The organism is Caulobacter sp. SRI_014 (assembly GCF_057586315.1).
The window spans coordinates 80,654-104,547 of record NZ_JBYCZQ010000006.1; the positions used below are offsets into that span (position 1 = coordinate 80,654).

Annotated in this window: 27 protein-coding genes; 8 read left to right on the forward strand and 19 right to left on the reverse strand. The window is 66.8% G+C overall.

Going from position 1 to position 23,894, the window contains the following annotated elements:
- Window positions 1-35: 35 nt before the first annotated feature.
- Genes AC2YG9_RS14475 through AC2YG9_RS14495 form a run of 5 tightly spaced genes read right to left on the reverse strand, consistent with a single transcriptional unit; the run spans window position 36 to window position 3,372 of the window.
- Window positions 36-557 carry an endonuclease domain-containing protein gene (locus AC2YG9_RS14475; protein ID WP_487298681.1) on the reverse strand — a complete coding sequence of 174 codons (522 nt, stop codon included), beginning with the start codon at window positions 555-557 and terminating at the stop codon, window positions 36-38.
- Window positions 451-843, reverse strand: coding sequence for a VOC family protein (locus AC2YG9_RS14480; RefSeq protein WP_487298682.1), 393 nt, complete (start codon window positions 841-843; stop codon window positions 451-453). Before AC2YG9_RS14480 ends, AC2YG9_RS14475 begins: the two co-directional genes overlap by 107 nt.
- Window position 844: 1 nt before the next feature.
- Window positions 845-1,237, reverse strand: coding sequence for a VOC family protein (locus AC2YG9_RS14485; RefSeq protein WP_487298683.1), 393 nt, complete (start codon window positions 1,235-1,237; stop codon window positions 845-847).
- A 58-nt stretch (window positions 1,238-1,295) separates the two neighbouring features.
- Window positions 1,296-1,859, reverse strand: a complete 564-nt coding sequence (locus AC2YG9_RS14490; protein WP_487298684.1) for a DUF2939 domain-containing protein — start codon at window positions 1,857-1,859, stop codon at window positions 1,296-1,298.
- Window positions 1,860-1,905: 46 nt separating this feature from the next.
- Window positions 1,906-3,372 carry an alpha/beta fold hydrolase gene (locus AC2YG9_RS14495; RefSeq protein WP_487298685.1) on the reverse strand — a complete coding sequence of 489 codons (1,467 nt, stop codon included), beginning with the start codon at window positions 3,370-3,372 and terminating at the stop codon, window positions 1,906-1,908.
- Window positions 3,373-3,438: 66 nt separating this feature from the next.
- Between AC2YG9_RS14495 and AC2YG9_RS14500 the strand changes: the two genes are divergently transcribed.
- The gene (locus tag AC2YG9_RS14500; RefSeq protein ID WP_487298686.1) at window positions 3,439-3,708 is read left to right on the forward strand and encodes a hypothetical protein; all 270 of its coding nucleotides are present in this window, start codon (window positions 3,439-3,441) and stop codon (window positions 3,706-3,708) included.
- Window positions 3,709-3,892: 184 nt separating this feature from the next.
- On the opposite strand, the gene AC2YG9_RS14505 is transcribed toward AC2YG9_RS14500, so the two are convergent.
- The 3 genes from AC2YG9_RS14505 to AC2YG9_RS14515 all read right to left on the reverse strand — a co-directional run bounded on the left by AC2YG9_RS14505 (window position 3,893) and on the right by AC2YG9_RS14515 (window position 6,270).
- Window positions 3,893-4,336: an N-acetyltransferase family protein gene (locus tag AC2YG9_RS14505; RefSeq protein ID WP_487298687.1), complete on the reverse strand. Its 444-nt coding sequence runs from the start codon at window positions 4,334-4,336 to the stop codon at window positions 3,893-3,895.
- Window positions 4,333-4,941, reverse strand: coding sequence for a hypothetical protein (locus tag AC2YG9_RS14510; RefSeq protein WP_487298688.1), 609 nt, complete (start codon window positions 4,939-4,941; stop codon window positions 4,333-4,335). The genes AC2YG9_RS14505 and AC2YG9_RS14510 overlap by 4 nt, the downstream gene beginning before the upstream one ends.
- 111 nt (window positions 4,942-5,052) lie before the next feature.
- A complete protein-coding gene (locus AC2YG9_RS14515; protein ID WP_487298689.1) occupies window positions 5,053-6,270 on the reverse strand; it encodes an NADP-dependent isocitrate dehydrogenase in 1,218 nt (405 codons plus the stop codon).
- 209 nt (window positions 6,271-6,479) lie between these two features.
- Between AC2YG9_RS14515 and AC2YG9_RS14520 the strand changes: the two genes are divergently transcribed.
- A complete protein-coding gene (locus AC2YG9_RS14520) occupies window positions 6,480-7,061 on the forward strand; it encodes a TetR/AcrR family transcriptional regulator (protein WP_487298690.1) in 582 nt (193 codons plus the stop codon).
- On the opposite strand, the gene AC2YG9_RS14525 is transcribed toward AC2YG9_RS14520, so the two are convergent.
- Window positions 7,058-7,741, reverse strand: coding sequence for a Crp/Fnr family transcriptional regulator (locus AC2YG9_RS14525; protein WP_487298691.1), 684 nt, complete (start codon window positions 7,739-7,741; stop codon window positions 7,058-7,060). The two genes, AC2YG9_RS14520 and AC2YG9_RS14525, sit on opposite strands and share 4 nt — an antisense overlap.
- A gap of 255 nt (window positions 7,742-7,996) precedes the next feature.
- Between AC2YG9_RS14525 and AC2YG9_RS14530 the strand changes: the two genes are divergently transcribed.
- Window positions 7,997-9,043: an aldo/keto reductase gene (locus AC2YG9_RS14530; protein WP_487298692.1), complete on the forward strand. Its 1,047-nt coding sequence runs from the start codon at window positions 7,997-7,999 to the stop codon at window positions 9,041-9,043.
- 9 nt (window positions 9,044-9,052) lie between these two features.
- Here the strand turns inward: AC2YG9_RS14530 and AC2YG9_RS14535 are convergent, their stop codons facing one another.
- From AC2YG9_RS14535 to AC2YG9_RS14565, 7 genes are all read right to left on the reverse strand, one after another.
- Window positions 9,053-9,559, reverse strand: coding sequence for a pyridoxamine 5'-phosphate oxidase family protein (locus AC2YG9_RS14535; protein ID WP_487298693.1), 507 nt, complete (start codon window positions 9,557-9,559; stop codon window positions 9,053-9,055).
- Between the two features lie 62 nt (window positions 9,560-9,621).
- Window positions 9,622-10,482: a DUF4440 domain-containing protein gene (locus AC2YG9_RS14540; RefSeq protein WP_487298694.1), complete on the reverse strand. Its 861-nt coding sequence runs from the start codon at window positions 10,480-10,482 to the stop codon at window positions 9,622-9,624.
- Between the two features lie 17 nt (window positions 10,483-10,499).
- Window positions 10,500-11,450, reverse strand: a complete 951-nt coding sequence (locus AC2YG9_RS14545) for a CsgG/HfaB family protein (RefSeq protein ID WP_487298695.1) — start codon at window positions 11,448-11,450, stop codon at window positions 10,500-10,502.
- Between the two features lie 390 nt (window positions 11,451-11,840).
- Complete coding sequence (locus tag AC2YG9_RS14550; protein ID WP_487298696.1) at window positions 11,841-12,956, reverse strand: acyl-CoA dehydrogenase family protein; 1,116 nt, start codon at window positions 12,954-12,956, stop codon at window positions 11,841-11,843.
- Window positions 12,956-13,567 carry a DsbA family protein gene (locus AC2YG9_RS14555; protein ID WP_487298697.1) on the reverse strand — a complete coding sequence of 204 codons (612 nt, stop codon included), beginning with the start codon at window positions 13,565-13,567 and terminating at the stop codon, window positions 12,956-12,958. The genes AC2YG9_RS14550 and AC2YG9_RS14555 overlap by 1 nt, the downstream gene beginning before the upstream one ends.
- A 211-nt stretch (window positions 13,568-13,778) precedes the next feature.
- Window positions 13,779-14,987: an acyl-CoA dehydrogenase family protein gene (locus tag AC2YG9_RS14560; protein ID WP_487298698.1), complete on the reverse strand. Its 1,209-nt coding sequence runs from the start codon at window positions 14,985-14,987 to the stop codon at window positions 13,779-13,781.
- Between the two features lie 143 nt (window positions 14,988-15,130).
- Entirely contained in the window at window positions 15,131-16,405 is a 1,275-nt protein-coding gene (locus tag AC2YG9_RS14565) for a hypothetical protein (protein WP_487298699.1), read from the reverse strand.
- Between the two features lie 97 nt (window positions 16,406-16,502).
- On the opposite strand from AC2YG9_RS14565, the gene AC2YG9_RS14570 reads away from it, so the two are divergent.
- Complete coding sequence (locus AC2YG9_RS14570; protein ID WP_487298700.1) at window positions 16,503-17,450, forward strand: hypothetical protein; 948 nt, start codon at window positions 16,503-16,505, stop codon at window positions 17,448-17,450.
- 25 nt (window positions 17,451-17,475) lie between these two features.
- On the opposite strand, the gene AC2YG9_RS14575 is transcribed toward AC2YG9_RS14570, so the two are convergent.
- The gene (locus tag AC2YG9_RS14575) at window positions 17,476-17,937 is read right to left on the reverse strand and encodes a tetratricopeptide repeat protein (RefSeq protein WP_487298701.1); all 462 of its coding nucleotides are present in this window, start codon (window positions 17,935-17,937) and stop codon (window positions 17,476-17,478) included.
- A 269-nt stretch (window positions 17,938-18,206) separates the two neighbouring features.
- Between AC2YG9_RS14575 and rnk the strand changes: the two genes are divergently transcribed.
- A complete protein-coding gene (rnk, locus tag AC2YG9_RS14580; protein WP_487298702.1) occupies window positions 18,207-18,647 on the forward strand; it encodes a nucleoside diphosphate kinase regulator in 441 nt (146 codons plus the stop codon).
- Between the two features lie 305 nt (window positions 18,648-18,952).
- Window positions 18,953-20,026, forward strand: coding sequence for a sensor histidine kinase (locus tag AC2YG9_RS14585; RefSeq protein ID WP_487298703.1), 1,074 nt, complete (start codon window positions 18,953-18,955; stop codon window positions 20,024-20,026).
- A gap of 116 nt (window positions 20,027-20,142) precedes the next feature.
- On the opposite strand, the gene AC2YG9_RS14590 is transcribed toward AC2YG9_RS14585, so the two are convergent.
- Complete coding sequence (locus tag AC2YG9_RS14590) at window positions 20,143-20,502, reverse strand: DUF6481 family protein (RefSeq protein ID WP_487298704.1); 360 nt, start codon at window positions 20,500-20,502, stop codon at window positions 20,143-20,145.
- A 281-nt stretch (window positions 20,503-20,783) separates the two neighbouring features.
- Here AC2YG9_RS14590 and AC2YG9_RS14595 point away from each other — a divergent pair, with 281 nt between their 5' ends.
- On the forward strand, window positions 20,784-21,458 hold the full coding sequence (locus AC2YG9_RS14595) for a polyamine aminopropyltransferase (RefSeq protein WP_487298705.1): 675 nt from the start codon (window positions 20,784-20,786) through the stop codon (window positions 21,456-21,458).
- Window positions 21,459-21,524: 66 nt separating this feature from the next.
- Here AC2YG9_RS14595 and AC2YG9_RS14600 read toward each other — a convergent pair whose 3' ends face one another.
- Window positions 21,525-22,910 carry a methyl-accepting chemotaxis protein gene (locus tag AC2YG9_RS14600; RefSeq protein WP_487298706.1) on the reverse strand — a complete coding sequence of 462 codons (1,386 nt, stop codon included), beginning with the start codon at window positions 22,908-22,910 and terminating at the stop codon, window positions 21,525-21,527.
- Window positions 22,911-23,070: 160 nt separating this feature from the next.
- Here AC2YG9_RS14600 and AC2YG9_RS14605 point away from each other — a divergent pair, with 160 nt between their 5' ends.
- The gene (locus tag AC2YG9_RS14605) at window positions 23,071-23,886 is read left to right on the forward strand and encodes a crotonase/enoyl-CoA hydratase family protein (RefSeq protein ID WP_487298707.1); all 816 of its coding nucleotides are present in this window, start codon (window positions 23,071-23,073) and stop codon (window positions 23,884-23,886) included.
- Window positions 23,887-23,894 lie beyond the last annotated feature (8 nt).

The following is a 23,894-nucleotide window of genomic DNA, read 5'->3' on the forward strand; positions in this document are numbered from 1 at the left end:
CCCATCCGCCGGCGCTGCCCCCTCCACCCCCGGCCCTAAGTCGGGCCGGCGGTCCCCCTCCCCCGTGACGCTTCGCGTCCCGAAGGAGGATTTGAGTGGTCGTGGACGGCGGCGAGAATGGTCATGACGGCAGAGTCCATGTCGCCGAGGACCACGGAGGCGGGTAGGCGAAGGACACCGAAGCCTTGGTCAGTCAGCCAGCGGTCACGAGCCGCGTCTCGTTCGGGGCGGCCATCGAAGTGGTGCCACTGGCCGTCGACCTCGATCACCAGCCGACAGGCCCCGCAGTAGAAGTCCGCCACATAAGGGCCGATCGGCTGCTGGCGTCGAAAGCGAATGCTTTCGAACTTCCGGCTTCGAAGAGCCTGCCAGAGAAGCACCTCCGGCAGGCTCATCTCGCGCCTGAGCGCCCGCGCCCGAACGACAGACGTCCGCCGACTGCGCACGACGTCACTCGGCCTTGAAGAACGCCGACAGCTTGTTCCCCGTCGGGTCCCGCACGTACGCCAGGTAGTACCCCTCGCCGTACGACGCCCTCGGCCCCGGCGGTCCCTCACAGGTCCCGCCGTTGGCCAGCGCCGCCGCGTGGAAGGCGTCGACCTCCGCCGCCGACTCCGCGTGCAGGCCGATCATCACGCCGTTGCCGGCCCGGGCCGGCTGCTCGTCGAATGGCGGGCAGAGGAGGATCGTGCCGTGGTCGTCGCCCTCCGGACCGTAGCCGGCCCAACCGTTCTGCATCCAGGCCCGCTGGAGGCCCAGCGCCCCCAGCACCGGGTCGTAGAAGGCCACCGCCTGGTCCAGATCATTGCAGCCGAGGGTCAGGTAGCTGACAACCTTGCGCATCTCACGCCGCCGCGAAGATGGCGATCTTGTTGCCGGTCGGGTCGCGCAGATAGGACCCGTAGAAGCCCGGCGTGCCCGGCGGGCGATGTCCCGGAGCGCCTTCGTCGGAGCCGCCGGCCGCCAGGCCCGCCGCGTGGGCGGCGTCGACCTCGGCCGCCGTCCTGGCCTGGTAGGCGACCATGATGCCGTTGCCGGCCCGAGCCGGCTGGCCGTCGAAGGGCGGGCAGATGGCGGTGTGGCAGTCGGCGAAGCCTTCGCCGCCGCCCTTTGGACCATAGCCGATCCAGCCGCCGCCTTCCGTGCGGCGGTCGTGACCCAGCGCGTCGAACACCGCGTCGTAGAACTTGCCCGATTGCTCGCTGTCGAGTGCGCCGATGGTGACGTAGCCGATCATGAAAACCTCCCGTGTCTGTGGAGGAGAACTCTACGCCCGAATCAGAACAAAACAAGAACTATCGTTCGCCCTCGGGCAGCTGCACATGGGTCAATTTCCACGCAAACAGGCTGCGGCGCTCAAAGGTCAGCAGGGTCACCTTGGCCGCGTCGCCCGGCCGCTTGACCGCGAACCGCACCCGCTCCAGCCCGAAGTAGGCCACACCCGGCCAAGGCCCGCTGACCATGCCCTTGACCCCGCTCATGAAACTGCCGTCCGGCTTGGCCTCGGGCGGCGCGGTTCCCGGCGCATAGCCGCGCAGCACGTCGCCCAGGCCCGCCACGGTGACATAGCGGTCGACCTTCGGCGGCTCTTGGGCGACGTCTTTCCAGGCCCGTTTGACCGCCCCGATCGGGTCCTGCCAGATTGTCGGCGCCTCGGCGGTACGGGTGCTGTCGGGGTCGAGCTGGCCCGCCAGGCTCTTGCGAACGGCGGGGAAGTCGACGAGCTGGCTCATGGCCTGCACATCCTCGGCCACGGTCGCCGCCCGCAGGGCCCGGTAGCTGTAGAAGGGCGCCGACACGAAGGCGACGGCGAAGACCGCCAGGGCGAGCAGGACGATACGGAAGAGGCTGTTGCGCATGGCCGCATGTCATCACGAAACGGCCGCCCTGTCGCCTGCCTCCGGTTCAACTGCTCTCTGAAGCGGCGGCCAGGATGTCGGCGATGAGGTCGGGGTGGCTGAGACCCACAAACCGCGCGGCGTCCTCGACCCAGTGGAAGCCGGCTTCAGGAAGTATGGCGCGCCAGACCTCGTACGTCCGGTCCGGGTCGTGAAGGAAGTCGTGTCGGCCGAGGATAACCTGCCAGTGCCCGGCGCCCTGGAGCGGAGGGGAGCTCCAGCGCGTCATCGCCGTCTGTTCAGCGACATAGCCGGCGATCCGGCCGGTTGAGAACATCCGGAAGGCCCGGCGGTATTCGGCCATGTTCCGAGGGTCGCTCATGACCGCCATGTCCAGCGGACTGCTTTCCACGGCCTTCATCATGATCCGGCGCGATTGCTCCGCCGAGAGGTTGGACACCAGCAGGCGGACCAGACGCTCGATCAGGTCCGGATGGCGGAAATAGGCCTCCTGGATTGCGCCCACCGGCCCCCTGCGCCGGTTGTGTGTCGCCGTCGCCGGATCGGGATTGACCAGCACCACCTTGCCCAGCAGCTCCGGCGACTGTTGGGCCATGGCCACGGCGAACTGGGCGCCGCCGCGCGCCACCAGGTCGATGCGCGGAATCTTGAGATGCTTCATCAGCAGCCGCAGATCCTCGCAGGCGGCGCCGAAGGGATCGGCGCGATGGGCCGCCCGGTCGGGGTGGGGATCAGTCAGTCCAAAGCCCGGCCGGTCCAGCGTCAGGGGCCGGAAACCCCGCGCATGCAGCAGGGTTACAAAGCGACTTGAGACGCTGCGGCTGGCGCTGGAACTATGCACGACCAGCACCGGCCGACCGCTACGGGGGCCAAAATCGCTGTAGGCGACCTGCGATCCGTCTGGCCGCTTGAGGAGGCCGAGCGGCTCGTAGTGATCGTTTTCTACCTCCGTGTCGCCCTGCGTGGCGTCTGTAATCAGGGCCAGCGCCCGAGCCTCGGTCACCGCCCGCGCCAGGGCCGTCGCCGAATGGACGCCAAGGGTCTCGAATATGAGTTCCAGTTCCTTCTTGGCCGTGGCCTCGGAGATCCCCGCCGCCGATGCGGCCTCCGCCCGGCTCAGGCCTTCGGCGATCCGAAGGGCCAGACTGGCCTGTCGGGCGCTCAAACCCCAGACATCGGCGAGCTCGGCTGCGCCGCCCGGTCCCTCGGGCCAGACGCCGTAGGACAGGCGCACCAGCCGCTCGATCAGGCCCGTGATGCGGGGCGCGCCAATGCGGCGCATGGCGTCGAAGGCGACTTTTCGGGCTGTCTGGTAGGAGATCTGCGCCTCAAGCGCCGCCCCCCTTACATCGCCCGTCCGGACGAGTCCGATCGCCACCCGGGTCTGCAGGTCGGTCAGTCCGAAGGCGCGGCAGACATCGGCAAGCACCTGGCTCGCCGAAAGAGGGCTTGCGACGACACCGACCAGCACGGCGCGAGGGTCCTCCAGCAGGGCCACAGCCTCGGGAGGCAACGTCCAATCCCGAGCAAGATCCGCCGGCGCGAGAACGGCCGTGGAGCGCCCGGCCGAACCCGTTTCATGGTCGACGAGGACCGTGCGACGCTCCTGTCTGGCGATGACATCGTCGACGAGTTCGGGCTGCAGACCGGCATTGGCAAAAGCCTCGCGCCAGGCGGCGTTCACGAACAGCGGCGCGCCGCGCTTGTCGAGAACCGCGACACCCAGCCTTTCGGCTCTCAGAAGCGCGAAGACCGTCCCATCCTCACCAAGGTCCTTGGCAAAGGCGCGCGAACCGGTGCGCAGAGCTTCAGTCAGCGCGGCGTGATCCGTCAGCCAGGGCTCAAGTGACCGTCCAGCCATGCTCTCGTCCTCGTTGAAGGGCGTCAGCCGGTCCATGTCAGGTCACACCAACTCTACTAAAGGTAGAAACCAAAGGGCTGCAATCCCGTACTGTCGCCTGGAGAGCAGCGTTACAGATAGAACGTATGGCTTGCCGTGACAGTCATCACGTCAATTTTTTCACGAGCTTTGCTCAGCGACGGTACTGGATGAACCCAAGGTTCAGCGCCACCTTGTCGTAGAGGGCTCGGGCATCGGCGTTGCTCTCATGGGTCAGCCAGTAAACCCGCGCTGCGCCGAGGGTATCGGCCCGGGCGTAGACCGCCTCGATCAAGGCCCGGCCGGCGCCGCTGCCGCGCACGCCCGGATCGACGAACAGGTCCGACAGGTAGCAGTAGGGCGAGGTCGACCAGGTGGTGGCGTGCAGCACGCAATGGGCCAGGCCGATCACCGCGCCGTCCTGCTCGGCGACCAGGGCGAACAAGGGCTGGGCCGGATCGAGCAGTCGCTCGAAGGTGGCGTTGCTCACCTCTTCCTCGACGCTGGCGCTGTAGAAGCTGAGATAGCCGGCCCACAGCCGGTCCCAGTCGCGCCGGTCGGCGGCTGTCAGGTCACGGAGGGTCCCGTTAAAGCTCATGGCCGGCAGCGGGCCTCGGCCGAGCCATCGGCACAGAGGTAGACGCCGTCCGTCAGGTAGCGGTCCGCCTGGCCCTCAGCCTTGAACAGGGCCAGTGCCTCGGCCTGGCGTTCTGGCGGGAAGGCGAGGGCGCCGGGCGTCTTCGAGGCCGGGGTGCGGAACTCGCGGTTGATGACGTACAGCGCCTCCCGCCCCTGGATGATCTTGAAGAAGATGTGCAGTCCATAGGGCTTGCCGTTCTGCTGGCCGCAGTAGGCCTGGCCGTAGGCGACCTTGAAGCCGCCCTCCGTCTGCTCGACCGGCCCGTTGACCCGGACCGCTGAGCAGGCGCCGTTGACCCGGCTCAACATCTTCTGGAGAAACTCGGCCGGCGGAACCTGTTGCAAGCTCGGGAAGGTCTGGACGCTGAGGATGTCGCGGTGGTCTTCCAGCGTCTGACCCGGCGGAATGTATTCCTGGATGGGGCCGACTTCGCTCATCCCGTCGGTGGCCTTCACCCAGGCCGGATCGGCCGGATAGGGTTTGACCACCAGCCGCTCGGCGGCCGAGGCGGCCGCGGGCAGCAGAATAGCCAAGGCGGCCAGGGCCGCGGAAATCATCTTCATGGTCGCAATCCCCCCGCCAACAATCGGCCCTCCAACCTATCGCGCCGAGGCGGCAAAGAAAAAGGGCGGAGGTTTCCCTCCGCCCTCGATCTTCCGGAAGGACAGGGCCGATCAGGCCTTGGCCATCGCCACCTTGAGGTTCTCATCGACCTTGTCGAGGAACCCTTCGGTGGTCAGCCAGCTCTGCTTGTCGCCGACCAGCAGCGCCAGATCCTTGGTCATGAAGCCGGCCTCGACGGTGTCGATGCAGACCTTTTCCAGGGTGTCGGCGAAGTTGGCCAGTTCGTCGTTGCCGTCCAGCTTGGCGCGGTGGGCCAGGCCCCGGGTCCAGGCGAAGATCGAGGCGATCGAGTTGGTCGAGGTCGACTGACCCTTCTGGTGCTGGCGGTAGTGGCGGGTGACGGTGCCGTGGGCGGCTTCGGCCTCGACGGTCTGGCCGTCGGGGGTCAGCAGCACCGAGGTCATCAGGCCCAGCGAGCCGAAGCCCTGGGCGACGATGTCCGACTGCACGTCGCCGTCGTAGTTCTTGCAGGCCCAGACATAGCCACCCGACCACTTGAGGGCCGAGGCCACCATGTCGTCGATGAGGCGGTGCTCGTAGGTGCCGCCGAACTTGTCGAACTCGGCCTTGAACTCGGCGTCGAAGACTTCCTGGAAGATGTCCTTGAAACGGCCGTCGTAGGCTTTGAGGATCGTGTTCTTGGTCGACAGGTAGACCGGGTACTGGCGGGCCAGGCCGTAGGCGAAGCTGGCGCGGGCGAAGTCGCGGATCGAGTCGTCGAGGTTGTACATCGCCATGGCGACGCCGGCGCTGGGCGCGTCGAACACTTCCTTCTCGATGACCGTGCCGTCTTCACCGACGAACTTGATGGTCAGCTTGCCGGCGCCGGGGAACAGGAAGTCGGTGGCGCGGTACTGGTCGCCGAAGGCGTGGCGGCCGACGATGATCGGCTGGGTCCAGCCGGGCACCAGGCGCGGCACGTTCTGGCAGATGATCGGCTCGCGGAAGATGACGCCGCCGAGGATGTTGCGGATCGTGCCGTTGGGGCTCTTCCACATCTTCTTCAGGCCGAACTCCTCGACCCGTTGCTCGTCGGGAGTGATGGTGGCGCACTTCACCGCCACGCCGTGGCGCTTGGTGGCGTTGGCGGCGTCGATGGTCACCTGGTCGTCGGTCGCGTCGCGGTGCTCGATCGAGAGGTCGTAGTAATCGAGCTCGAGGTCGAGGTAGGGGAAGATCAGCTTGTCCTTGATGAGCTTCCAGATGATGCGGGTCATTTCATCGCCGTCCATGTCGACGACGGGATTGGCGACCTTGATCTTGGCCATGGTGTTGGGGGTCTCCCAAAGGGGTTGAGCGCGCTGATGGCGGGGGGACACAGGCCCGTCCGCACCGCGCGAGGTGGGGTGGCTATAACCTCAACGGCGGCGGCTGCGAAGCCCTGGTGAGCGCTCTTGCGCGCCGGCGCCACCGGTTCCCCCCTTTTGGTTCAAGCCGCGGCGCTTGCGTCGGCGGGGCAGGGCGCCATGATCGACCCATGCCGCTGGACCAGCAGACCGCCGCCGCCGAGGACCAGAGGGTCCTGGACGCCGCCCGTTCGGCCTTCGCCCGGGTCGGCTTCGAGGCGGCGGATATGGCGGCGATCGCGGAGGGGGCCGGCATGAGCCCGGCGGCGCTGGTCGAACGCTACCCCGACAAGAAGGCCCTGTTGACCGCCGTCGTGGTGGCCATGGAGCAGGCCTTCGACGCCCATTGCCGGGAGGCCTCGTCGGGCCTGCTGGGCGAGCCGATGGATCTGTTCCTGTCCGGCTGCCGGGCGGCGCTGGAGTTCGGCGGCCGGCGGGATTTTGCCCGCATTGTCATGATCGAGGGGCCAGGGGTCCTCGGCGAGACCGTCTGGGAGCAGATCGACCACGGACTCGGCCTGCCGACCATTCGTCAGGGCCTGCGCAATATCGCGCCACACGCCGGCGAGGCGGCGCTGCGCCCGATGGCGGTCATGATCATGGGCGCCCTGAACGAACTGATCCTCGCCCTGGCGCGGGGCGAGAAGGGCGTGGATGTCGGGGACAGCCTGGCGGTGCTGGAGCGGCTGCTGCGGGCCTGGGCGGCGCGCTAGTCGAAGCTGGCGGGCAGCAGGCGTTCATAGATGCCGCGCACGGAGTCGTAGCATTCGCAGGCGGCGGCCTCGAGCCCGTCGCGGTCGAGGATGTCGACCACCCCGCGGCGATAGCGGATCAGGCCCTTGGCCTGCAGCTGGCCGGCCACGGCGGTGACCGTGGTGCGCTGCACGCCCAGCATGTCGGCCAGGAACTCCTGGGTCAGCCCGACCGTGTCGCTGTCGATGCGGTCGTGGCAGCTGAGCAGCCAGCGGCAGAACCGGGCTTCCACCGAGTGCAGGGCGTTGCAGGCCACGGAATGCACGGCGTGGCCGAACAGGGCGTCGTTGTGGCGGTCCACCAGCCCCAGCAGAGCGGTGCTGCGCCTGACGCACTGCTGGAAGGCGCTGGCCGAGATGCGCGACGCCGAGCCGGCCACCTGGATGATCGCCCGCGACAGCGAGGCGCGGGGCCCCAGCGCCGTCATCAGCCCGAACGCCCCCTCACGGCCGATGGTCACGGACTCGATGGCCGCGCCGTTGTGCATCAGGGTCATCAGGGAGATGACGCAGTCGTGGGGGAAGTATACGGTTTCGATGGGGTCGCCCGGCTCGTACAGCAGTCGGCCCTTCTCCAGGTCCACGGGCGATAGCTGCGCCGAAAGAAGGGCGAAGTCCTCCGGGGGCAGGCTGGCAAGCAATCGGTTTTTCAAGCGCGGTGAACTCATCATGGCGAATCGAAACGCCGTTACTGCGGCGGGGGTTGCAAGCTAACGAGGAGAAGAGGAAAGCACCGTCAGTTGGCCGACATAGGTCTTTCGGGTATCGGCGTTTGATTTGGATATACAGATTCAACGTCGACAGTTTTAGCCACTGACCAGTTCATGCCGATGTCGGCCAACCGACATATACTTCATTTAGTAACACTCGTTTTGGGTCAGAGCCGGAGAATAATCATGAAGTACCGCCGCCTCGGCCGCACCGGGCTCTATGTTTCCGAGATCTGCCTCGGGGCGATGACCTTCGCCGAGGAGAGCGCCGGCATGTGGGGCGCGATCGGGGCCGTCGCCCAGCCGGGGGTGGACGCCATGGTCGAGCGGGCCCTGGCCGCCGGGGTCAACTTCATCGACACCGCCGACGTCTATTCGGCCGGCCAGTCCGAGCGGATGGTCGGCGCCGCCCTGCGCAACCTCGGGGTCAAGCGCAGCGACGTGGTCATCGCCACCAAGGTCTATGGCGAGATGGGCAGGGGCCCCAACGACCGGGGCGCATCGCGCGGCCACATCATGGACGGGGTCAAGGCCAGCCTCGACCGCATGGGCCTGGACCATATCGACCTGTTCCAGATCCACGCCGACGACGCCATCACCCCGGTCGAGGAAACCCTGCGGGCGCTGGACGACCTCGTGAGCCAGGGCCTGGTCCGCTACATCGGCTGCTCCAACTGGCAGGCCTGGAAGATGATGAAGGCCCACGGCATCAGCGACCGGCTGGGCTATGCCCGGTTCGAGACGGTGCAGGCCTACTATTCCATCGCCGGCCGCGACCTGGAGCGGGACATCGTGCCGATGCTCGAGGACCAGCAGATGGGCCTGATGGTCTGGTCGCCGCTGGCCGGCGGACTGCTGTCGGGCAAGTTCGGGCCTGATGACAATCCGCAGGGCGCCCGCCGCGCCTCCTTCGACTTCCCGCCGGTCAACCGCGACCGCGCCTGGCCGTGCGTGGCCGCCATGCGTGAGATCGCGGACGCGCGCGGCGTGTCTGTGGCCCGCATCGCCCTGGCCTATGTGTTGGCCAAGCCCTTCGTCACCACGGTGATCATCGGGGCCAAGACCAACGAACAGCTGGACGACAATCTGGCCGCCGCCGAGATCGAGTTGACCGCCGAGGAGTTGAAGGCCCTCGATGAGGTTTCTGCCCTGCCGCCGGAATACCCGGGCTGGATGCTGGCGCGGCAGGGGCCCAACCGGGCGCCCAAGCCGTTCAAACCGCCAAGCAAGTAGAAATGGGAGCTAGTGAAAGTTGACGTCGGTCCGGCCGCCGAGATCCGGCGGGTTGTGGGTGGCGTTGGCCTTGGCCACTTCCCAGAGGTACTTCACCGGGCCCGCGTCGCTGATCCAGACGCGGGCCTCGTGGCATTTGACGCGCAGCAGTCGCAGGTCGTGGTCATCCTTCCCTTCGGGGTACCAGGCGGCGACCATCGGGCTCCACCACTTCTCGATCTTGGCTCGGTCCATTTCGACGGTCATCTCGCCGCCGATACAGGCCTGGAAGTCGCCGTCCTTGGCCTGGACCGTGAACATCACCTGGCGGGCGCCACGGCTGGCGTCGCGGGCCAGATCGGTGTCGGCGCGGGTGAAGAACCAGATCTCGCCGTCGCCGCGCTCGGTGAAGGCGGTCATCGGCTGGAAGTGCTGCGGATCGCCGTCGACGATGCCCACCATGCCGATGCGAGCCTTGTCGAGCTCGTCCCAGAGACGGTCTTCAACGGCGGCTTGATCATGGGTGTCGGTGGACATGACGGCTCCTGCGAGATTGTCGCAACAGAATGCCGCTCAGCTGTCCAACGTTCCGAAAAAGCTCAATCTTTCGCCGGCAAAGCGACCTGTTGATCGACCAGGATCGACCACTTCTGGCCGTCGCGCACCCAGACCCGGACGTAGTGGCCCCGCCGCGCCTTGCCCTCGGCCGTCCAGCGCGTCTCGCCGTAGGTGTAGGCCAGGTCGCTGCTCTTCGACATGCCGCCGCCCAGGTAGGTCACCTCGACATGGGCCGGATCCTTGGACAGCAGCTCGCGGATGGTTTCTGGCGTGGCGGCTGGACGGGCTCCGGCCCGGATCACCCGACTGTCCTTCGTCAGGCGGCTCTTGAGCGTGGCGGACGCGTCCCGCGACAGCCCGTCGGCCAGCACGGCCTCCAGGCCGGCCGGCGTGCTCTTCGACTCGCCCTTGGCCTCGGGGAAGATGGCGATCTGGACGCCACCCTGCTTGCTGTAGAAGTTCGGCGTCCCCGGCGTGCCGCGATCCAGCACGAACTTCCAGGACCCGTCCGGCTGGCGGGCCCAGACGGTCAGGTAGTAGCCGGGATCGACTTCGCCCTTGGTCGTCCACTGCGACGGCCCGGAGGCAAACGCCAGGTCGCCCGCCGCGGCCACGGCCAGGAAGTCAGGGGCCCATTCGATCAGGCCCGGCCAGTCGGCCTTGGCCAGGTAGTCGGTGGCGACGATGGGTTCGGGCAGGAACATGATCACGCCCGGCGCCGCGAATTCGCGGAAGGCCGGGACGTTGCCGATCTCGGCCGCCCGTTTGGCGAAGGCGGTTTCGGCCTCGACCACGCCATTGACGTTGGCGGCCTGCTCTGGCGTCGGCGGTACGGCCAGCGCGGCGCTGCTGAGCAGCAGCCCGGCGGCCAGGGCCGCCAGGCCCGACTTCAATCCCATCATCTTCCCCCCAAGGATACTCATCGCGGACTGGCGAAGGCGCTGCTCATCCAGCCCCGGTTGCCGTTCTCGTCGTCGACTTCCATCCAGACACCGTTGCGGGCGCCGGTCGGGTAGACCAGCGTGCCCTGGCGCAGGGTGTAGAGGATCGGGGCGGTGGGGGCGGGGGCCTTGCGCAGCTTGACCTCGGCGGTGGTCACCTGGGCGACCGGACCGGCGTTGTACTTGGCGTCATCGCCGGACTGCACGCCGCCGGCCTGGATGTGGTCGATCAGGTCGACGAAGGCGTTGAAGTAGGCGGCGCTGATGATCTTGCCGATGTCGGTGTCCGAATAGCCGCCGCCGACCGCGCCGATCAGGGCGCCGAAGCCGCCGCCGCCACCACCGGCCATGAAGCTGATGTCGCGCTTTTTGGCGGTGCCCTCGGCGACATAGACCTGTTCGGTGGTGCGGGCGTCGACCAGGGTGATAAGGGCCTGGGCTTCGATGTTCTTGGTCCGCAGGCCGCCGACCACGGCGCCGGCCGTGCCGCCGATCAGCCCGCCGGCGATGCCCGCGACGTTGCCGCCGCCGGTGTTCTCGTCGGCGTTGGCCAGGTCGGGGATGATGAAGTAGTCGGCCGCCTTGACCGTGCCGCGGCCGATGCCGCTGTCACGGCGCAGTTCGCCGGACTCGGCCAGCTCGCGCTCGCCCTTGCGCATCTCGAGGCCGGCGCCGCGATCGACCACCCGCAGGCAGTTGGAGCGCGAGGCGAACAGCTTGATCAGCTTCTCGGGGTTGGAGAGGCCGTAGGAGCGCCACCACTGAACTTCCGGCTCCTGGATGGCCACGGTGGCGATCGGCGCCGCGCAGCGCGGCAGCTCGGGCGTCGCGGCCTTGGGCGCGGGCTTGGCTCCGTACTGGGCGTAGGCGGGCGCGGACAGGGCCGCGGTCATCCCGATGGCGACGAGGGTGGCGATGATCTTGCGCATGGCAGGTTCCCCGATTGGTTGCGCGAACGGTAGTTGCTGAACCTTACGCAGGCAATCGCCCAGCGGTTTGATGCGGAGCAAGAATTCGAGAGGTCGGGCCGGCTGGAGGGTGGTTTATCGAAGCGGCTCCATTATAGCACGGCGTGGGCGGCGTCGTTTGGAAAATGTGCCGTCTTTTCAGGGCGTTATGACCAATCCGAAACCCGCCCGGGGTCCGCCTGGAGGGCCGTTTCGACCGGGGCGGAACCACCCGGCGACCACCTTTGCCGCCGCGCACGGGTCGGCGAGCGGGCGGGAGCCGGCGAGGCGGCAGGACGCGGGTTTTGAATTCCGGGTATGTTTGCGCTGTCATCCTTCGGCGGCGCGAAGGATGACAGGGCGGGGTCGGCTCTAGAAGCCCAGCACCTTGGCGTAGCGGTCCTTGTGGAAACCGGCGCCGCCGAACAGCTGCTCGGTGACGCGGGCGCGCTTCATGTAGAGGCCGGCGTCGTGGACGTCGGTCATGCCGATGCCGCCGTGCATCTGGACCATCTCGTTGGAGACGAGGTGGATCAGTTCGCTGGCCTTGCACTTGGCGAGGCTGGCGGCGGCGCGGACGGCGCCCGAACCGCTGTCGAGGGCTTCGAGCGCAGCCTCGATGGCCGAGCGGGCCATTTCCAGGTCGGTGAACATCTTGGCGGCGCGGTGCTGCAGCGACTGGAAGGTGCCGATCACCTGGCCGAACTGGGTGCGGACCTTGAGGTAGTCGAGGGTGATCTCGAAGGCCTGCAGGGCGCTGCCCAGCATCTCGGCCGACAGGCCGATGCGGGCGCGGTCGAGGATCGCCTCCAGCGGCTCCCAGCCCTTGCCCTCGGCGCCGAGCAGGTCGCCGGGCGTGCCCGCGAAGGTCACCTCGGCGGCGCCGCGGCTGTCGGCCAGGGCCAGGTGCTTGACGGTCAGGCCGGGCGCGCCCCTGGGCACGAGGTAGAGGGAGATGCCGTCCGTCTCGCCGGGCTTGCCGCTGGTGCGGGCCGCGACGATGAACAGGTCGGCGACGTCGCCGTCGACGACAAAGGTCTTCTTGCCGGTCAGCTTGCCGCCGGAGGCGGAGAGCGCGGTGCGGGCGGGGTTGTGGTGCGGGCCTTCATCGACGGCCAGGGCGGTGACGACGGCGCCCTCGGCGATCCTGGGCAGCCACTCGGCCTTCTGGGCGTCGGAGCCGTACAGGGTCAGGGCGCTGGCCCCGATCAGGGCGGTGGAGAGCAGGGGCGAGGCGGTCAGGGTGCGGCCGGTCTCCTCAAGGATGAGGCCGAGGCTCAGGTAGCCGAAGGCCGAGCCGCCGTGCTCCTCGGGGACGATGACCCCGGCCCAGCCCATGGCGCCCATCTCGGCCCAGGCGGCCGGGTCGAACGGCGCGTGGCTGCCGGAATCGCGCAGGGCGCGGAGTTTGGTCGTCGGAGATTCCGTCTGCGTCCAGGCCTTGGCCCCGTCGCGCAGCATGGTTTGTTCTTCGTTCAGGACGGCCATCAGGCGGTCTCCATCGATCGGTGGTGGACAGCCCATTCAAGGGCGGATTCGAGACGGTCGTTGCCCCAGAAGAGCTCGCCGTCGGCGGTCAGGAAGCTGGGAGAGCCGAACAGGCCGCGCTCGCGGGCCTGGGTCACGTGCTCTTTGAGTTTGGCCTTGGTGGTGTCGGAGCCGGCGGCGTCGAACACCGCGCCGGGCGAGGCGCCGACCTCGGCCAGCAGGGGCTCGAGCACCTCGGGCTTGGAGATGTCGAGGTCGGCGACGAAGTTGGCCTGGTAGACGGCGCGGCTGAAGGCCGGGGTCCAGCCCTCGTCCAGGCCGACGATGGCGCAACGGGCCGGCAGGATGGTGTGGCGGGGAAACTGGGTCGGGTGGGTGAGGGGCAGGCCCTCCTCGGCGCAGACCCGCTCCATGTCGCGCCACATGTAGGCGCCCTTGACCGGAAAGGTGTTGAAGGGGCTGTCGGTCAGGCCCTGCTGTTCATTGAACAGCGGGCCGAGCAGGAAGGGGCGCCAGGCGACCGCCACCCCATGCTGCGCCGCCAGCCCCTCGATCCGCATGGCGGCCGGGTAGCTGTAGGTGGAGGCGAACTCGTACCAGAACTCAAGCATGGGGCTCGCCCCATGCGCCCTTCTCCCGCTCGCCGGGAGAAGGTGTCGGCGAAGCCGACGGATGAGGGCAGCACCGGCCGTGGCCGGGGCTCCTCGTTCTGGCGCGGTTAGCGCTGGTGGTCATGGCAAAAGGTCATCCGCTGGTGCCGCCCTCATCCGACCCCCTTCGGGGGCCACCTTCTCCCGGCAAGCGGGAGAAGGAACCGTGGTGTTACTGGTGATCCAGCAACCCAAGCACCCGCTTGGCGATGACGTTGAGGTTCACCTCGCTGGTGCCGCCCTCGATGGAGTTGGCCTTGGCCCGCAGCATCGAGCGGATCGAGCCCAGCTCCTCGTTCGAGAAGCCCTCGCCCTCCCAGCCCAGGCCCTGCAGGCCGAGGCTTTCGACCAAGAGCTCGGTGCGCTCCTGGTTCAGCTTGGCGGCGGCGTACTTGATGATCGAGGTGGCGGCGCTGGGGCCTGCGCCCTGTTTGCTCTCGGCCTCGGCCCGCTTGATGGTCAGGGCGAAGCAGGCCTGGTCCATCTTGTGGCTGGCGATGCGGCCGCGCAGGTCTGCGTCCTCGATGCGGCCGGCCTCGTCCGTGCCGACGTAGCTCTTGGCAGCGTCCACGACATCGAGCCCGCCCGCGCCGCCGAAGCCGCCGGCCGAGATGTTCTGGCGCTCGTACTGGAGGAGGCGCTTGGCGATTTCCCAGCCGCCGTTCAGCTTGCCGACCAGCTGTTCCTTGGGGACCTTCACGTCAGTGAAGAATGTCTCGCAGAAGGGCGAGGAGCCGCTGATCAGCTTGATCGGCCGGGTCTCGACGCCGGGGCTGGTCATGTCGAACAGGATGAAGCTGATGCCCTCATGCTTCTTGGAGGTGTCGGTGCGCACCAGGCAGAAGATCCAGTCGGCCTGGTCGGCGTAGGAGGTCCAGACCTTCTGGCCGTTGATCAGGTAGTGATCGCCCTGGTCCTCGCAGCGGGTCTGCAGGCCGGCGAGGTCGGAGCCGGCGCCAGGCTCCGAGTACCCCTGGCACCAGCGGATCTTGCCCTTGACGATGTCGGGCAGGAACCGCTGCTTCTGTTCCTCGGTGGCGTACTCCAGCAGCACCGGGCCCAGCATCCAGATGCCGAAGCTGGCCAGCGCCGGCCGCGCCTTGATCCGCCGCAGCTCGCTTTCGAGCACGCGGTTCTGCTCCTTGGTCAGCCCGCCGCCGCCGTAGGCCTTGGGCCACATCGGCGCGGTCCAGCCCTTCTCGGCCATCCGGTCCATCCAGACCTGGATATCGGGGTTGGAATAGCTGGCCTTGCGCCCGCCCCAGGGGGTGTCGTTCTCGGACGTCATCGGGGCGTTCAGCGACGGGGGATAGTTGGCCTCCAGCCAGGCCCGGGTCTCGGCCCGGAAAGCGTCGAGCTCGGTAGCGCCGAAGTCGGCCATGGCGTGGTCTCCCGCGAAATGTTGGCGTCCGGCGTTGGCGGCCGGTTCGCGGCGGAGATTAGCGGGGGAGGCGGGGAGGGGGAAGGGGATTCAAACGGATGTTTGGGTAAGACTGTCTCCGTAGGCACCATCGAATGCGTCCGTCAGATATCAATGCCAAGAGCCGACTTGGCCAATGCAGCATAGGTGTGAGGACGCTCAACGAGCTTATTGCCGAAAACGACCGTTCGGATAGCTCGCGCAGTCAAAACTTCTAAGTCGTCAATGGGGTCAGCACCATGCTTCTCATAATACTTAAAATACTTGGAAGAGTCATAGATATCGGGTGCCCCTCCGTGAATTACGGCTCCTCGAAGCTTTAAGAGCAGTTTGAGGCGCGGAGTGTCGAATTCGGTACCGGCGATAGTTGCCAACCCATCCATCGCGGATTGAGTAGCACCACTGATATCGCCAAAAATTGCGTCAATAGCCTGAAAAAATATCGGAAATCTCTCTACTTCCGGAAGGAACCAGGCTCGGTAGAAATACTCAAGCGCCTTTATAGCGTTCGCATCCTCAATGGTGTCCGAACTCAGCTTTTCATCTAATATTTCTAGCCAGCTATGGTCGTCCCCATCAATGCGAATATCCTCAGATATTCGTGGAGTATGGGCTCCATCAAACGCAACATTCCAAGTCCATCGCCCTTGCTTAAGTGTGGCGCTTCCGCCGAATAAGGTTCTTCCCGTAAATAAATATCGTTCTTTCTGGTGTGGCAGCAACGCTATTGATCCAAGTACCGACGAGCGAATTTTCTTAGAGGTAAACAATGTTGGAGAGCGCACCCCGAGCCAGGACAGCGGGTATTTTGGTTTTATGTTTTTATCTTCGTAGGGTGGAAAATTTTTTGATCTTATGTCGCGAACATCTACGTCATCGCCCAGAATTTCTCGTCTGAGACTGTCAGGCTTGATCAAAAAGAATGAAGATCCTTCAAAATCGGATTGCACGTCGACAGTGCAAAGTGGAAACACCGTCGGATAAGAAATTGGTGAAATCAGTTCAGAGTTTCCTAGCGCGGCCGTCAATTGTTCCTTGGTTTCGGCTGATATGTTTTCGTAAAATGAGCCGGAAAAATCTGCGAACCAAGTTTCGTTGGCGAGGATGGCGTAATTGTCCGTTAGAAAATTGGAAAGACGGCCTTCTATCTCGTGGATGGATAGTGAGCGTAGATAGTTGGGGCCATGGCGGCGGATAAACAGAGCCGTCTTGAGTAGCTCGATTTTTCCCATCGAAATGCTCGCACCGCCTTGGGGTGCTGAGAGGGCCGAGGCCACGCCAACGAACATAAATTGCATGCGTCGTCCGTCGCCCTGGCCGTACGGAAATGTGGCCCTAAGCAGCAGTTCGGTCGCCTCGACAATTGTTGCTTGGTCCAAGGCTATCTCCGCAGGTCACCTGAGTTGGCGTGGCGGGTCCGTGCGTCGCCCCACCATTTGCATTTCGATCAATGACCGTAGACGCAATCGCAGCTAGATGGCCAGCGATCATGTTGCTAATATGTTCCAGATGGCCAAGACTCGTTCTCTATCTGGGCAGTGCCCATTGTGTCTCTCAGAAGGAGATGTGCGGGAAAGCCATGTTCTTCCCTCCTTTATATTTCGCAGCATGAAGCTGCGCTCAGCGACCGGGCACATTCGGTATTCAGACAGTCCCAACCGCCGAACCCAGGATGGCCTTAAGAAACCTTGGCTCTGCAACGCTTGCGAGGGTCTTTTAAGCAAAGAGGAAACGGCCTTCGCGACTAAGCTGTTTCACCCTTGGCTCGGCGGGTCCTATACAATTCCGTACACTGAATGGCTCTTGAGATTCTGCGTGTCAGTGTCTTGGCGCGTTTTGAGGCACTGCAAAGGGATAAATCCCGGCAACATATATACTGCCGAGCAGGAACGTCTCATCAGTTGCGCTGAAGGCCGGTGGCGGCAATTTTTATTGGGCGAGGTTCCTCATCCTGCGGAATTTTCCCAGCAGTTAGTGATATTTGATGTGATCGATGGGGGGCAGATCGAAGGGCTGCCAAACAATATCAATCGGTTTTTGCTCGGCACTGTCGGGATGGATGTAATCGGTTCCGACCGCTCCCTCATGACGTACGCAAAACTCGGGCGCTTTATAATATTCGGCCTAATCCAGCCCGGACCGGTGAAATGGGAAGGCGCTAAGGTTCACGTAAGGCAAGGGGTCATTCAGCCGACCAAATACGTGTTGCCCTATACGTTGCTCGAGTTCTTGAAGGACAAAGCCAGAGAAACTGCGGCGATATTTGATCAGATATCGGACGCCCAGCTCGACAAGATTGAAGCTGAAGCACTCCGGGACAAGGCCCGTTTGGCGAATTCAGAAACGCTGAAGGCGATGATGGCTGACGCCGACCTTTTTGGTGATTCCGCCGTCATTCGACGCAAGCGGCACCCCGCCCGCTAGACAATCTACATTGGTCCTCCGGCTGTCATAGTTTTGCAGCTAGTCGCCCCTTCACCACCGTCCGATCCCCCGCCGACAACTCACACCCCAGCGCCGCCTTCCACCGCGCCACGGCCTCATCCCTGCGCCCCGCCTTCGCCAGCGCCTCCCCCCACGCAATCTGCAGCGCCCCCCACTTCGGCGCCCGCTCGGCCGCGATGGCGTAGCGCTTGGCCGCCGCGGTGGCCTTGCCCTGGGCAATGAGGGCGTCGCCTTCGTACTTCAGGGGGGTGGCCCCGCTGGGGCCGACCTGCTGGGCGCGGCGGTAGAGGGGGACGGCGGCGGCGTGGTCGCCGCGCGCGGCCTTGGACTGGCCCCAGGCGCTCCAGCCGGCCCGGATGGAGGGGGCCAGGCCGGTCGTCAGGGCGAAGAAGCGGTCGGCGCGGGGCCAGTCGCGCTCGGCCGAGGCGAGGATGGCGAGGGCGCGGACGCAGCGGTTGCAGTTCATCGGGTGGCGTCGAGCGAGGCGTGGGCGGTCGTGAGGTCGCCCACCGTTGACTTCCACCCCACCCACACCCCACATCTCCTGCATGTTCCGCGCAACCTTCCAGCGTTTCCGGCATCACGGCGGTAGCCTGCAGGCAGGCTCCTAGCCCCGGGCCGTCCTTGCGCCGCGCGCTTGGGGTCCGGGGTTTCTACCCTTCCACCACATTTCAAATTTCACCCCCGCGTCTCGCCCAGCGGCGAGGCGTGGCTGTTTGCGAAGAACCCCTTGCCATGACCACCACCACCACGACCCGCACCCGGGCGCAGCCCGCGTCCCGCGCCGCCGCCACCCGCCCCGCCATCGTCCTAGGCGCCGCCGAGGCCGAGCGGCTGTCGGCCCTGGCCCTGCGCATGGAGGCCGCGGCGCCGCTGGTCGCCGAGCTGTTGCTGGGCGAGATCGAGCGGGCGCGGATCTGTCCCGACGCGCGGGTGCCCGCCGATGTCGTGCGGGTCGGCAGCTGCGTCGCCTTTGTCGACGAGGCGCACGGGGAGGCGCGGACCGTGCAGCTGGTCTGGCCGGCGGAGGCGGATATCGCGCAGGGGCGGGTGTCGGTGATGACGCCGGTCGGGGCGGGGCTGATCGGGCTGCGGCCCGGGCAGAGCATCCTGTGGCCGGACCGGGGTGGGGAGCAGCGGGCGTTGCGGATCGTGGCGGTGACGGGGGCGGAGTGAGGGGGTTTTAGCGCCCTTCCGCTCTCCACCGGCATGGCGATCGCTTATGAAACGCCCGTCATCCCGGAAAGCGCGCAGCGCTTATCCGGGACCCAGGGGGTGCAGGGTCGCCGGCGGCAAAGCTGCGTTTGATAGCCAGGTCTTACACCCCCTGGGTCCCGGATAGCCCGCTTCGCGGACTTCCGGGATGACGGAGGAGGTCATTGCGCCCAGGCCAGCGCCCTCGCTCCCTTGCCCCAGCCGCGCTATAGGACGTTCCCGCCGTCCGCGCATCGCGCCGGGCGCCACCCGCGTAGAGTTCCGTCATGACCGACCAGGACGACCCCACCGGCCTGCTCGCGTCCCCGGACCTGGCGCATGTCCTCGAATCCGACCGCTTCCGGCAGTTCCTCGACCAGGTGCCGATCGCCATCGCCGTGTCCAGCCTGCGGCCGGACGAGCACATCACCTATGCCAACGTCGAGTTCGAGCGGCTGACGGGGCTGGCCGCCGCCGACCTGGAGGGCGAGCCGTGGTCGGCGCTGCCCGGGACCGCCACGCGCGACGGGCGGGCGCTGGCGAAAGCGGTCGCCGAGGAGAGCGACTACATCGGGGTGTTCGCCTTCGAGCCGGCCGGGGCGGCGGGGTCGGTCGATGTGTGGAGCAACCTGATCGAGGACGAGACCGGGCAGGAGGTGTTCCGGCTGATCGCCCTGGTCAGCGCCGAGGGGCGCGGCGAGGCCGACCTGACCGCCTATGAGGCGCGGATCAAGGAGAAGGACACCCTGCTGCGCGAGCTGCAGCACCGGGTGGCCAACAACCTGCAGATGGTCACCGCCCTGATCCGCATCGAGGCGCGCAACGTTTCAGAGGCCGACGCCGGCGGGCCGCGCGACGACCGCTTCGACCGGCTGGCCGGGCGGATCGAGGCCATGGGGCTGCTGTACCGCTCGCTGGCCGGGGAGGACGAGAAGGACACCGTCGACCTGGGCACCTATCTGTCGGGCATCGCCGCCTCGGTGATGGCGGCGCATGCGGTGGAGGGCATCCACCTGAACCTGCAGGTCGATACCTGGCCGGTGTCGATCAATGTGGCCATGCCGACCGGGCTGGTGGTCAATGAGCTGCTGACCAATGCGCTGAAGCATGCCTTCGAGGGGCGGGAAGGCGGGACGATCACACTGAAATGCCTGGTCGACGAGACCGGCTGCCGGGTGGTGGTGGCCGACGACGGGGTGGGGCTGGCCGAGGGCGTGGTCTGGCCGCGGCCGGGCAAGCTGAGCAACCTGATCGTCCAGAGCCTGCGCCAGAACGCGCGGGCGCGGGTGGAGATCGAGACCGCGCCCGGCGAGGGGATGCGGGTGACGGCCTGGTTCACGCGGGAGAATGCGCTGGACTAGGGGCGACGGCGCTGGACCGCGCCAGAAAGCGCGCGGCCGTTGGAGGCTGGCGCCGCCCTCATCCGACCCCCTTCGGGGGCCACCTTCTCCCGGCGAGCGGGAGCAGGATCAGAGATCTAGCGGCGAGCCTTGCGGGCGGCGTATTTGGCGTCGCGGGCGGCCTGGGCTTCGGCCTTCGTCAGGGCCTTGCGCTCCTTGCGTTCGCCGCGCTTGGCGTCGAGGGCGGCGGCTTCGTCGGCGGCGCGGGCCGCTTCGTCTGCGGCGGCGGCGTCGGCCTGGGCCTGCTTCTTGGCGGCCTTCTCGGCGACGCGTTCCTCGCGCACCCGGGCCAGTTCCTCGGCCTTCTTCTCGGCGCGGGGTTTCAGGGTCGGGTCGGTGACGGTGGGCTTGGGCTTGAAACGGGCGAGCAGGGCGGCCTTGGCGTCGGCGGCGGTCTTCTGGCGGTCGGCGAACGTATCGCCCAGGGCGTTTTTCATCAGGGTCCTTGAGAGGGATGTGGCAGCGGGCGTGAGATGCGAAATCTCAGGCCATGTTCGTAACGCGCCAGAAAATCAGAGGGTCCAGCCGGCGAAACGAAGTCGTTTTCAGGTCATCGAACCGAAATGGCGGGCCGACATGCGAGGGGACAGGGTGCGTTTTTCACGGCCCAAAAGCAAGAAACATTGGTGGATGACTTGTCGGCAGGGCTGAAAACTTGCCGAAAATTGTCCTTAGGCGCGCGCTTTTCGGACGCGCCCGCCGCCCCTATAGGAGGGGCATGATCCCCTGGATTCACCTCGATACCGCGACCATGCCCGGCGGCGGCGGAAGCCTGCGCCTGATGCAGCGCGGCCAGGAGTTCTCGATCATGGCCGATGGCGGCATCGAACTGATGAACAGCCGCCTCAGCGGGTCGGAAGAGGCCCTGGCCGGGCTGACGGCGGAGCGGCTGGCCGGGCGGCCGGCGCCGCGGGTGCTGATCGGCGGGCTGGGGATGGGGTTCACCCTGCGGGCGGCGCTGGCGGCCTGGCCGAAGGACGCGGCGATTGTCGTCGGTGAGCTGGTCCCCGAGGTCGTCGACTGGGCGCGGGGGCCGATGGCGGCGGTTTACGGCGGCTGTCTGGATGATCGGCGCGTGTCGATCGCGGTCGGCGATGTGCGCGGGCAGATCCGGGGCGAGGGGGTGTGGGACGCGATCCTGCTCGACGTCGACAACGGGCCTGAGGGGCTGACGCGGCGGGCGAACGACAGCCTCTACGACACTGGCGGGCTGGCGGCGGCGCGGGCGGCGCTGAAGCCGGGCGGGGTGCTGGCGGTATGGTCCTCGGCGCCGCATGCGGTGTTCAGCAAGCGGGTGCGCGGGGCGGGGTTCGCGGTGGAGGAGCTGAAGGTGAAGGCCGGGCCGGGGCGGCGCAAGGCCAGCCATGTGATCTGGCTGGCGGTGAAGCGCTGACTTCCAGGGGGTGGCCTCGGGGCGCCCTTCTCCCACATGGGGAGAAGGGCGCCCCGAGGCGAAACCTTAAGCCGCCCAGCGGGCCTGTTCGGCGCCGCCGCCGCCGACGCGGAACTGGCCGGTCAGGCGGGACAGTTCGGCCGACTGCTGGGCCAGGGCATGGCTGGCGGCCGTGCTTTCCTCGACCATGGCGGCGTTCTGCTGGGTCATCTGGTCCATGGCGTTGATGGCCGAGTTGACCTCGGTCAGGCCGGCGGCCTGTTCCTGGGCCGAGGCGGCGAGCTCTGTGACCAGTTCGGTGATCGAGGCCACGTCGGTGACGATCTGGCGCAGGGCCTCGCCGGTCTTGCCGACCAGTTCGACGCCGGCCCCGACCTCGCGGCTGGAGGCGCTGATCAGGGCCTTGATCTCCTTGGCCGCGTCGGCGGAGCGCTGGGCCAGGGCCCGGACCTCCTGGGCGACGACCGCAAAGCCTCGGCCGGCGTCGCCGGCGCGGGCGGCCTCGACCCCGGCGTTGAGGGCCAGCAGGTTGGTCTGGAAGGCGATCTCGTCGATGACGCCGACGATCTGGCCGATCTGGCCGGCGCTGGACTCGATCCGCTCCATGGCGGTGATGGCGTCGCCGACCACGATGCCCGAGGCGCTGGCCCGCTCGGTGGTGCGGTCGACCAGGCCTCGGGCGGTGCGCGAGACCTCGGCGGTGCGGCCGACGGTGGCCGTGATCTGGTCGAGGGCGGCGGCGGTTTCCTCCAGCCGGGCGGCCTGGCTTTCGGTGCGGCGCGACAGGTCGTCGGCCGCGCTGCTGATCTCGCCGGCCCCGCTGTGCATGGCCTCGCCGGACTCGATGATGGAGCCCATGGTCTGTTCCAGCTGGTCCAGTGCGGTGTTGAAGTCGCTCTGCACCTGGCGGTACTCGGCCGGGAAGGCGCCGCTGATGCGGAAGGTCAGGTCGCCGCGCGCGACGGCGGACAGGGCCTGGCCGAGGGTCTCGACGGCGTGTTCCTGCTGGGCCCGGCTTTCCTGGCGGTCCGCTTCGGCGCGGAGGGCCTGCTGCTCGGACGCGGTGATGTCGCTGGCCAGCTTGACCACCTTGTCGAGCTTGCCGTTGATGTCGAAGACCGGGTTGTAGCTGGCCAGCAGCCAGATTTCCCGGGCGCCCTTGGCCAGGCGGTGGAACTTGCCGGCGACGAACTGGCCGCTCTGCAGGGTGCGCCAGAACTGGCGGTACTCCTCGCTGGCCGCGAACTCGGCCGAGGCGAAGGTGGAGTGGTGCTTTCCGACGACCTCATCGGCCGTGTAGCCCATGGTTTTGTAGAAGTTGTCGTTGGCGCGGAGGATGATGCCCTCCGGGGTGAATTCGATCAGCGCCTGAGAGCGCGACAGCGCGTCGACGATGGCGGCGGCGCCGGTATCCTGGCTGACGACGGTTTTGGATTTCTTGTTTCCGAACACGTGCGATCCCCCAATTTGTGGGGTGAGGTTGCGGAGGACGGGCTTAATTTCCCCTTAAAGGCGAGTTCCCTGATATGGGTCAACCTTCGGTTACCGAACATGGGTATTGCCGACCCTTGGGGAACTTCTCCAGTTTGTGCCTCAAGCAGGAGGACACGCCATGCCAGAAACAACCGAAGGCCGCGTCACCATCGATATCCAGGACGGCGTCGCCGATGTGCGCATGGTCCGCACCGACAAGATGAACGCCCTGGACGACGCCATGTTCGCCGCCCTGATCGCGGCAGGCGAGCGGCTGAAGGCAGAGAAAGGCGTGCGCGCCGTGGTGCTGTCGGGCGAGGGCCGGGCCTTCTGCGCCGGGCTGGACATGGGCAATTTCGGCAAGATGGCCTCGGGCGAGCGCAGTGGCGGGGCCGGGCTGGTCGATACGCCGCGCACCGAGAGCGGGGCCAACAGGGCGCAGAACGCGGTCATGGTCTGGCGCGACATTCCCGTGCCGGTGATCGCCGCCGTGCATGGGGTGGCGCTGGGCGGCGGCTTTCAGCTGACGCTGGGCGCGGACATGCGGTTCGTGGCCCCGGATGCGAAGATGGCGGTGCTGGAAATCAAGTGGGGACTGGTGCCGGATATGGCCGGGATCGCCCTGCTGCGCGGCCTGGTCCGCGACGATGTGGCGCGGGACCTGACCTATACGGGACGCATCTTTACCGGCGAGGAGGCCTTCACCCTGGGCATCGCCACGCGGGTTTGCGCCGATCCGCGGGCCGAGGCCCTGGCCGCCGCGCGTGAAATCGCCGGCAAGAACCCCGCCGCCATTCGCGGCAACAAGCGGCTGTTGAACCTGATGGCCGATGGCGACCAGCACGCCATCCTGCTGGCCGAAAGCGTCGAGCAGGGCGCTCTGATCGGCTCGAAGGGCAATATCGAGGCGGTGATGGCCAATATGGAGAAGCGCGCGCCGATCTTCGAAGACTAGGGGTCCTG

Coding starts and splice junctions, on each gene's coding strand:
- AC2YG9_RS14480 (WP_487298682.1), bottom strand. CDS start 843: ATGCGCAAGGTTGTCAGCTACCTGACCCTCGGCTGCAATGATCTGGAC.
- AC2YG9_RS14485 (WP_487298683.1), bottom strand. CDS start 1,237: ATGATCGGCTACGTCACCATCGGCGCACTCGACAGCGAGCAATCGGGC.
- AC2YG9_RS14490 (WP_487298684.1), bottom strand. CDS start 1,859: ATGCGCAACAGCCTCTTCCGTATCGTCCTGCTCGCCCTGGCGGTCTTC.
- AC2YG9_RS14500 (WP_487298686.1), top strand. CDS start 3,439: ATGGTCGACGAGGACCGTGCGACGCTCCTGTCTGGCGATGACATCGTC.
- AC2YG9_RS14505 (WP_487298687.1), bottom strand. CDS start 4,336: ATGAGCTTTAACGGGACCCTCCGTGACCTGACAGCCGCCGACCGGCGC.
- AC2YG9_RS14510 (WP_487298688.1), bottom strand. CDS start 4,941: ATGAAGATGATTTCCGCGGCCCTGGCCGCCTTGGCTATTCTGCTGCCC.
- AC2YG9_RS14515 (WP_487298689.1), bottom strand. CDS start 6,270: ATGGCCAAGATCAAGGTCGCCAATCCCGTCGTCGACATGGACGGCGAT.
- AC2YG9_RS14520 (WP_487298690.1), top strand. CDS start 6,480: ATGCCGCTGGACCAGCAGACCGCCGCCGCCGAGGACCAGAGGGTCCTG.
- AC2YG9_RS14530 (WP_487298692.1), top strand. CDS start 7,997: ATGAAGTACCGCCGCCTCGGCCGCACCGGGCTCTATGTTTCCGAGATC.
- AC2YG9_RS14535 (WP_487298693.1), bottom strand. CDS start 9,559: ATGTCCACCGACACCCATGATCAAGCCGCCGTTGAAGACCGTCTCTGG.
- AC2YG9_RS14540 (WP_487298694.1), bottom strand. CDS start 10,482: ATGATGGGATTGAAGTCGGGCCTGGCGGCCCTGGCCGCCGGGCTGCTG.
- AC2YG9_RS14545 (WP_487298695.1), bottom strand. CDS start 11,450: ATGCGCAAGATCATCGCCACCCTCGTCGCCATCGGGATGACCGCGGCC.
- AC2YG9_RS14550 (WP_487298696.1), bottom strand. CDS start 12,956: ATGGCCGTCCTGAACGAAGAACAAACCATGCTGCGCGACGGGGCCAAG.
- AC2YG9_RS14555 (WP_487298697.1), bottom strand. CDS start 13,567: ATGCTTGAGTTCTGGTACGAGTTCGCCTCCACCTACAGCTACCCGGCC.
- AC2YG9_RS14560 (WP_487298698.1), bottom strand. CDS start 14,987: ATGGCCGACTTCGGCGCTACCGAGCTCGACGCTTTCCGGGCCGAGACC.
- AC2YG9_RS14570 (WP_487298700.1), top strand. CDS start 16,503: ATGGCCAGCGATCATGTTGCTAATATGTTCCAGATGGCCAAGACTCGT.
- AC2YG9_RS14575 (WP_487298701.1), bottom strand. CDS start 17,937: ATGAACTGCAACCGCTGCGTCCGCGCCCTCGCCATCCTCGCCTCGGCC.
- rnk (WP_487298702.1), top strand. CDS start 18,207: ATGACCACCACCACCACGACCCGCACCCGGGCGCAGCCCGCGTCCCGC.
- AC2YG9_RS14585 (WP_487298703.1), top strand. CDS start 18,953: ATGACCGACCAGGACGACCCCACCGGCCTGCTCGCGTCCCCGGACCTG.
- AC2YG9_RS14590 (WP_487298704.1), bottom strand. CDS start 20,502: ATGAAAAACGCCCTGGGCGATACGTTCGCCGACCGCCAGAAGACCGCC.
- AC2YG9_RS14595 (WP_487298705.1), top strand. CDS start 20,784: ATGATCCCCTGGATTCACCTCGATACCGCGACCATGCCCGGCGGCGGC.
- AC2YG9_RS14605 (WP_487298707.1), top strand. CDS start 23,071: ATGCCAGAAACAACCGAAGGCCGCGTCACCATCGATATCCAGGACGGC.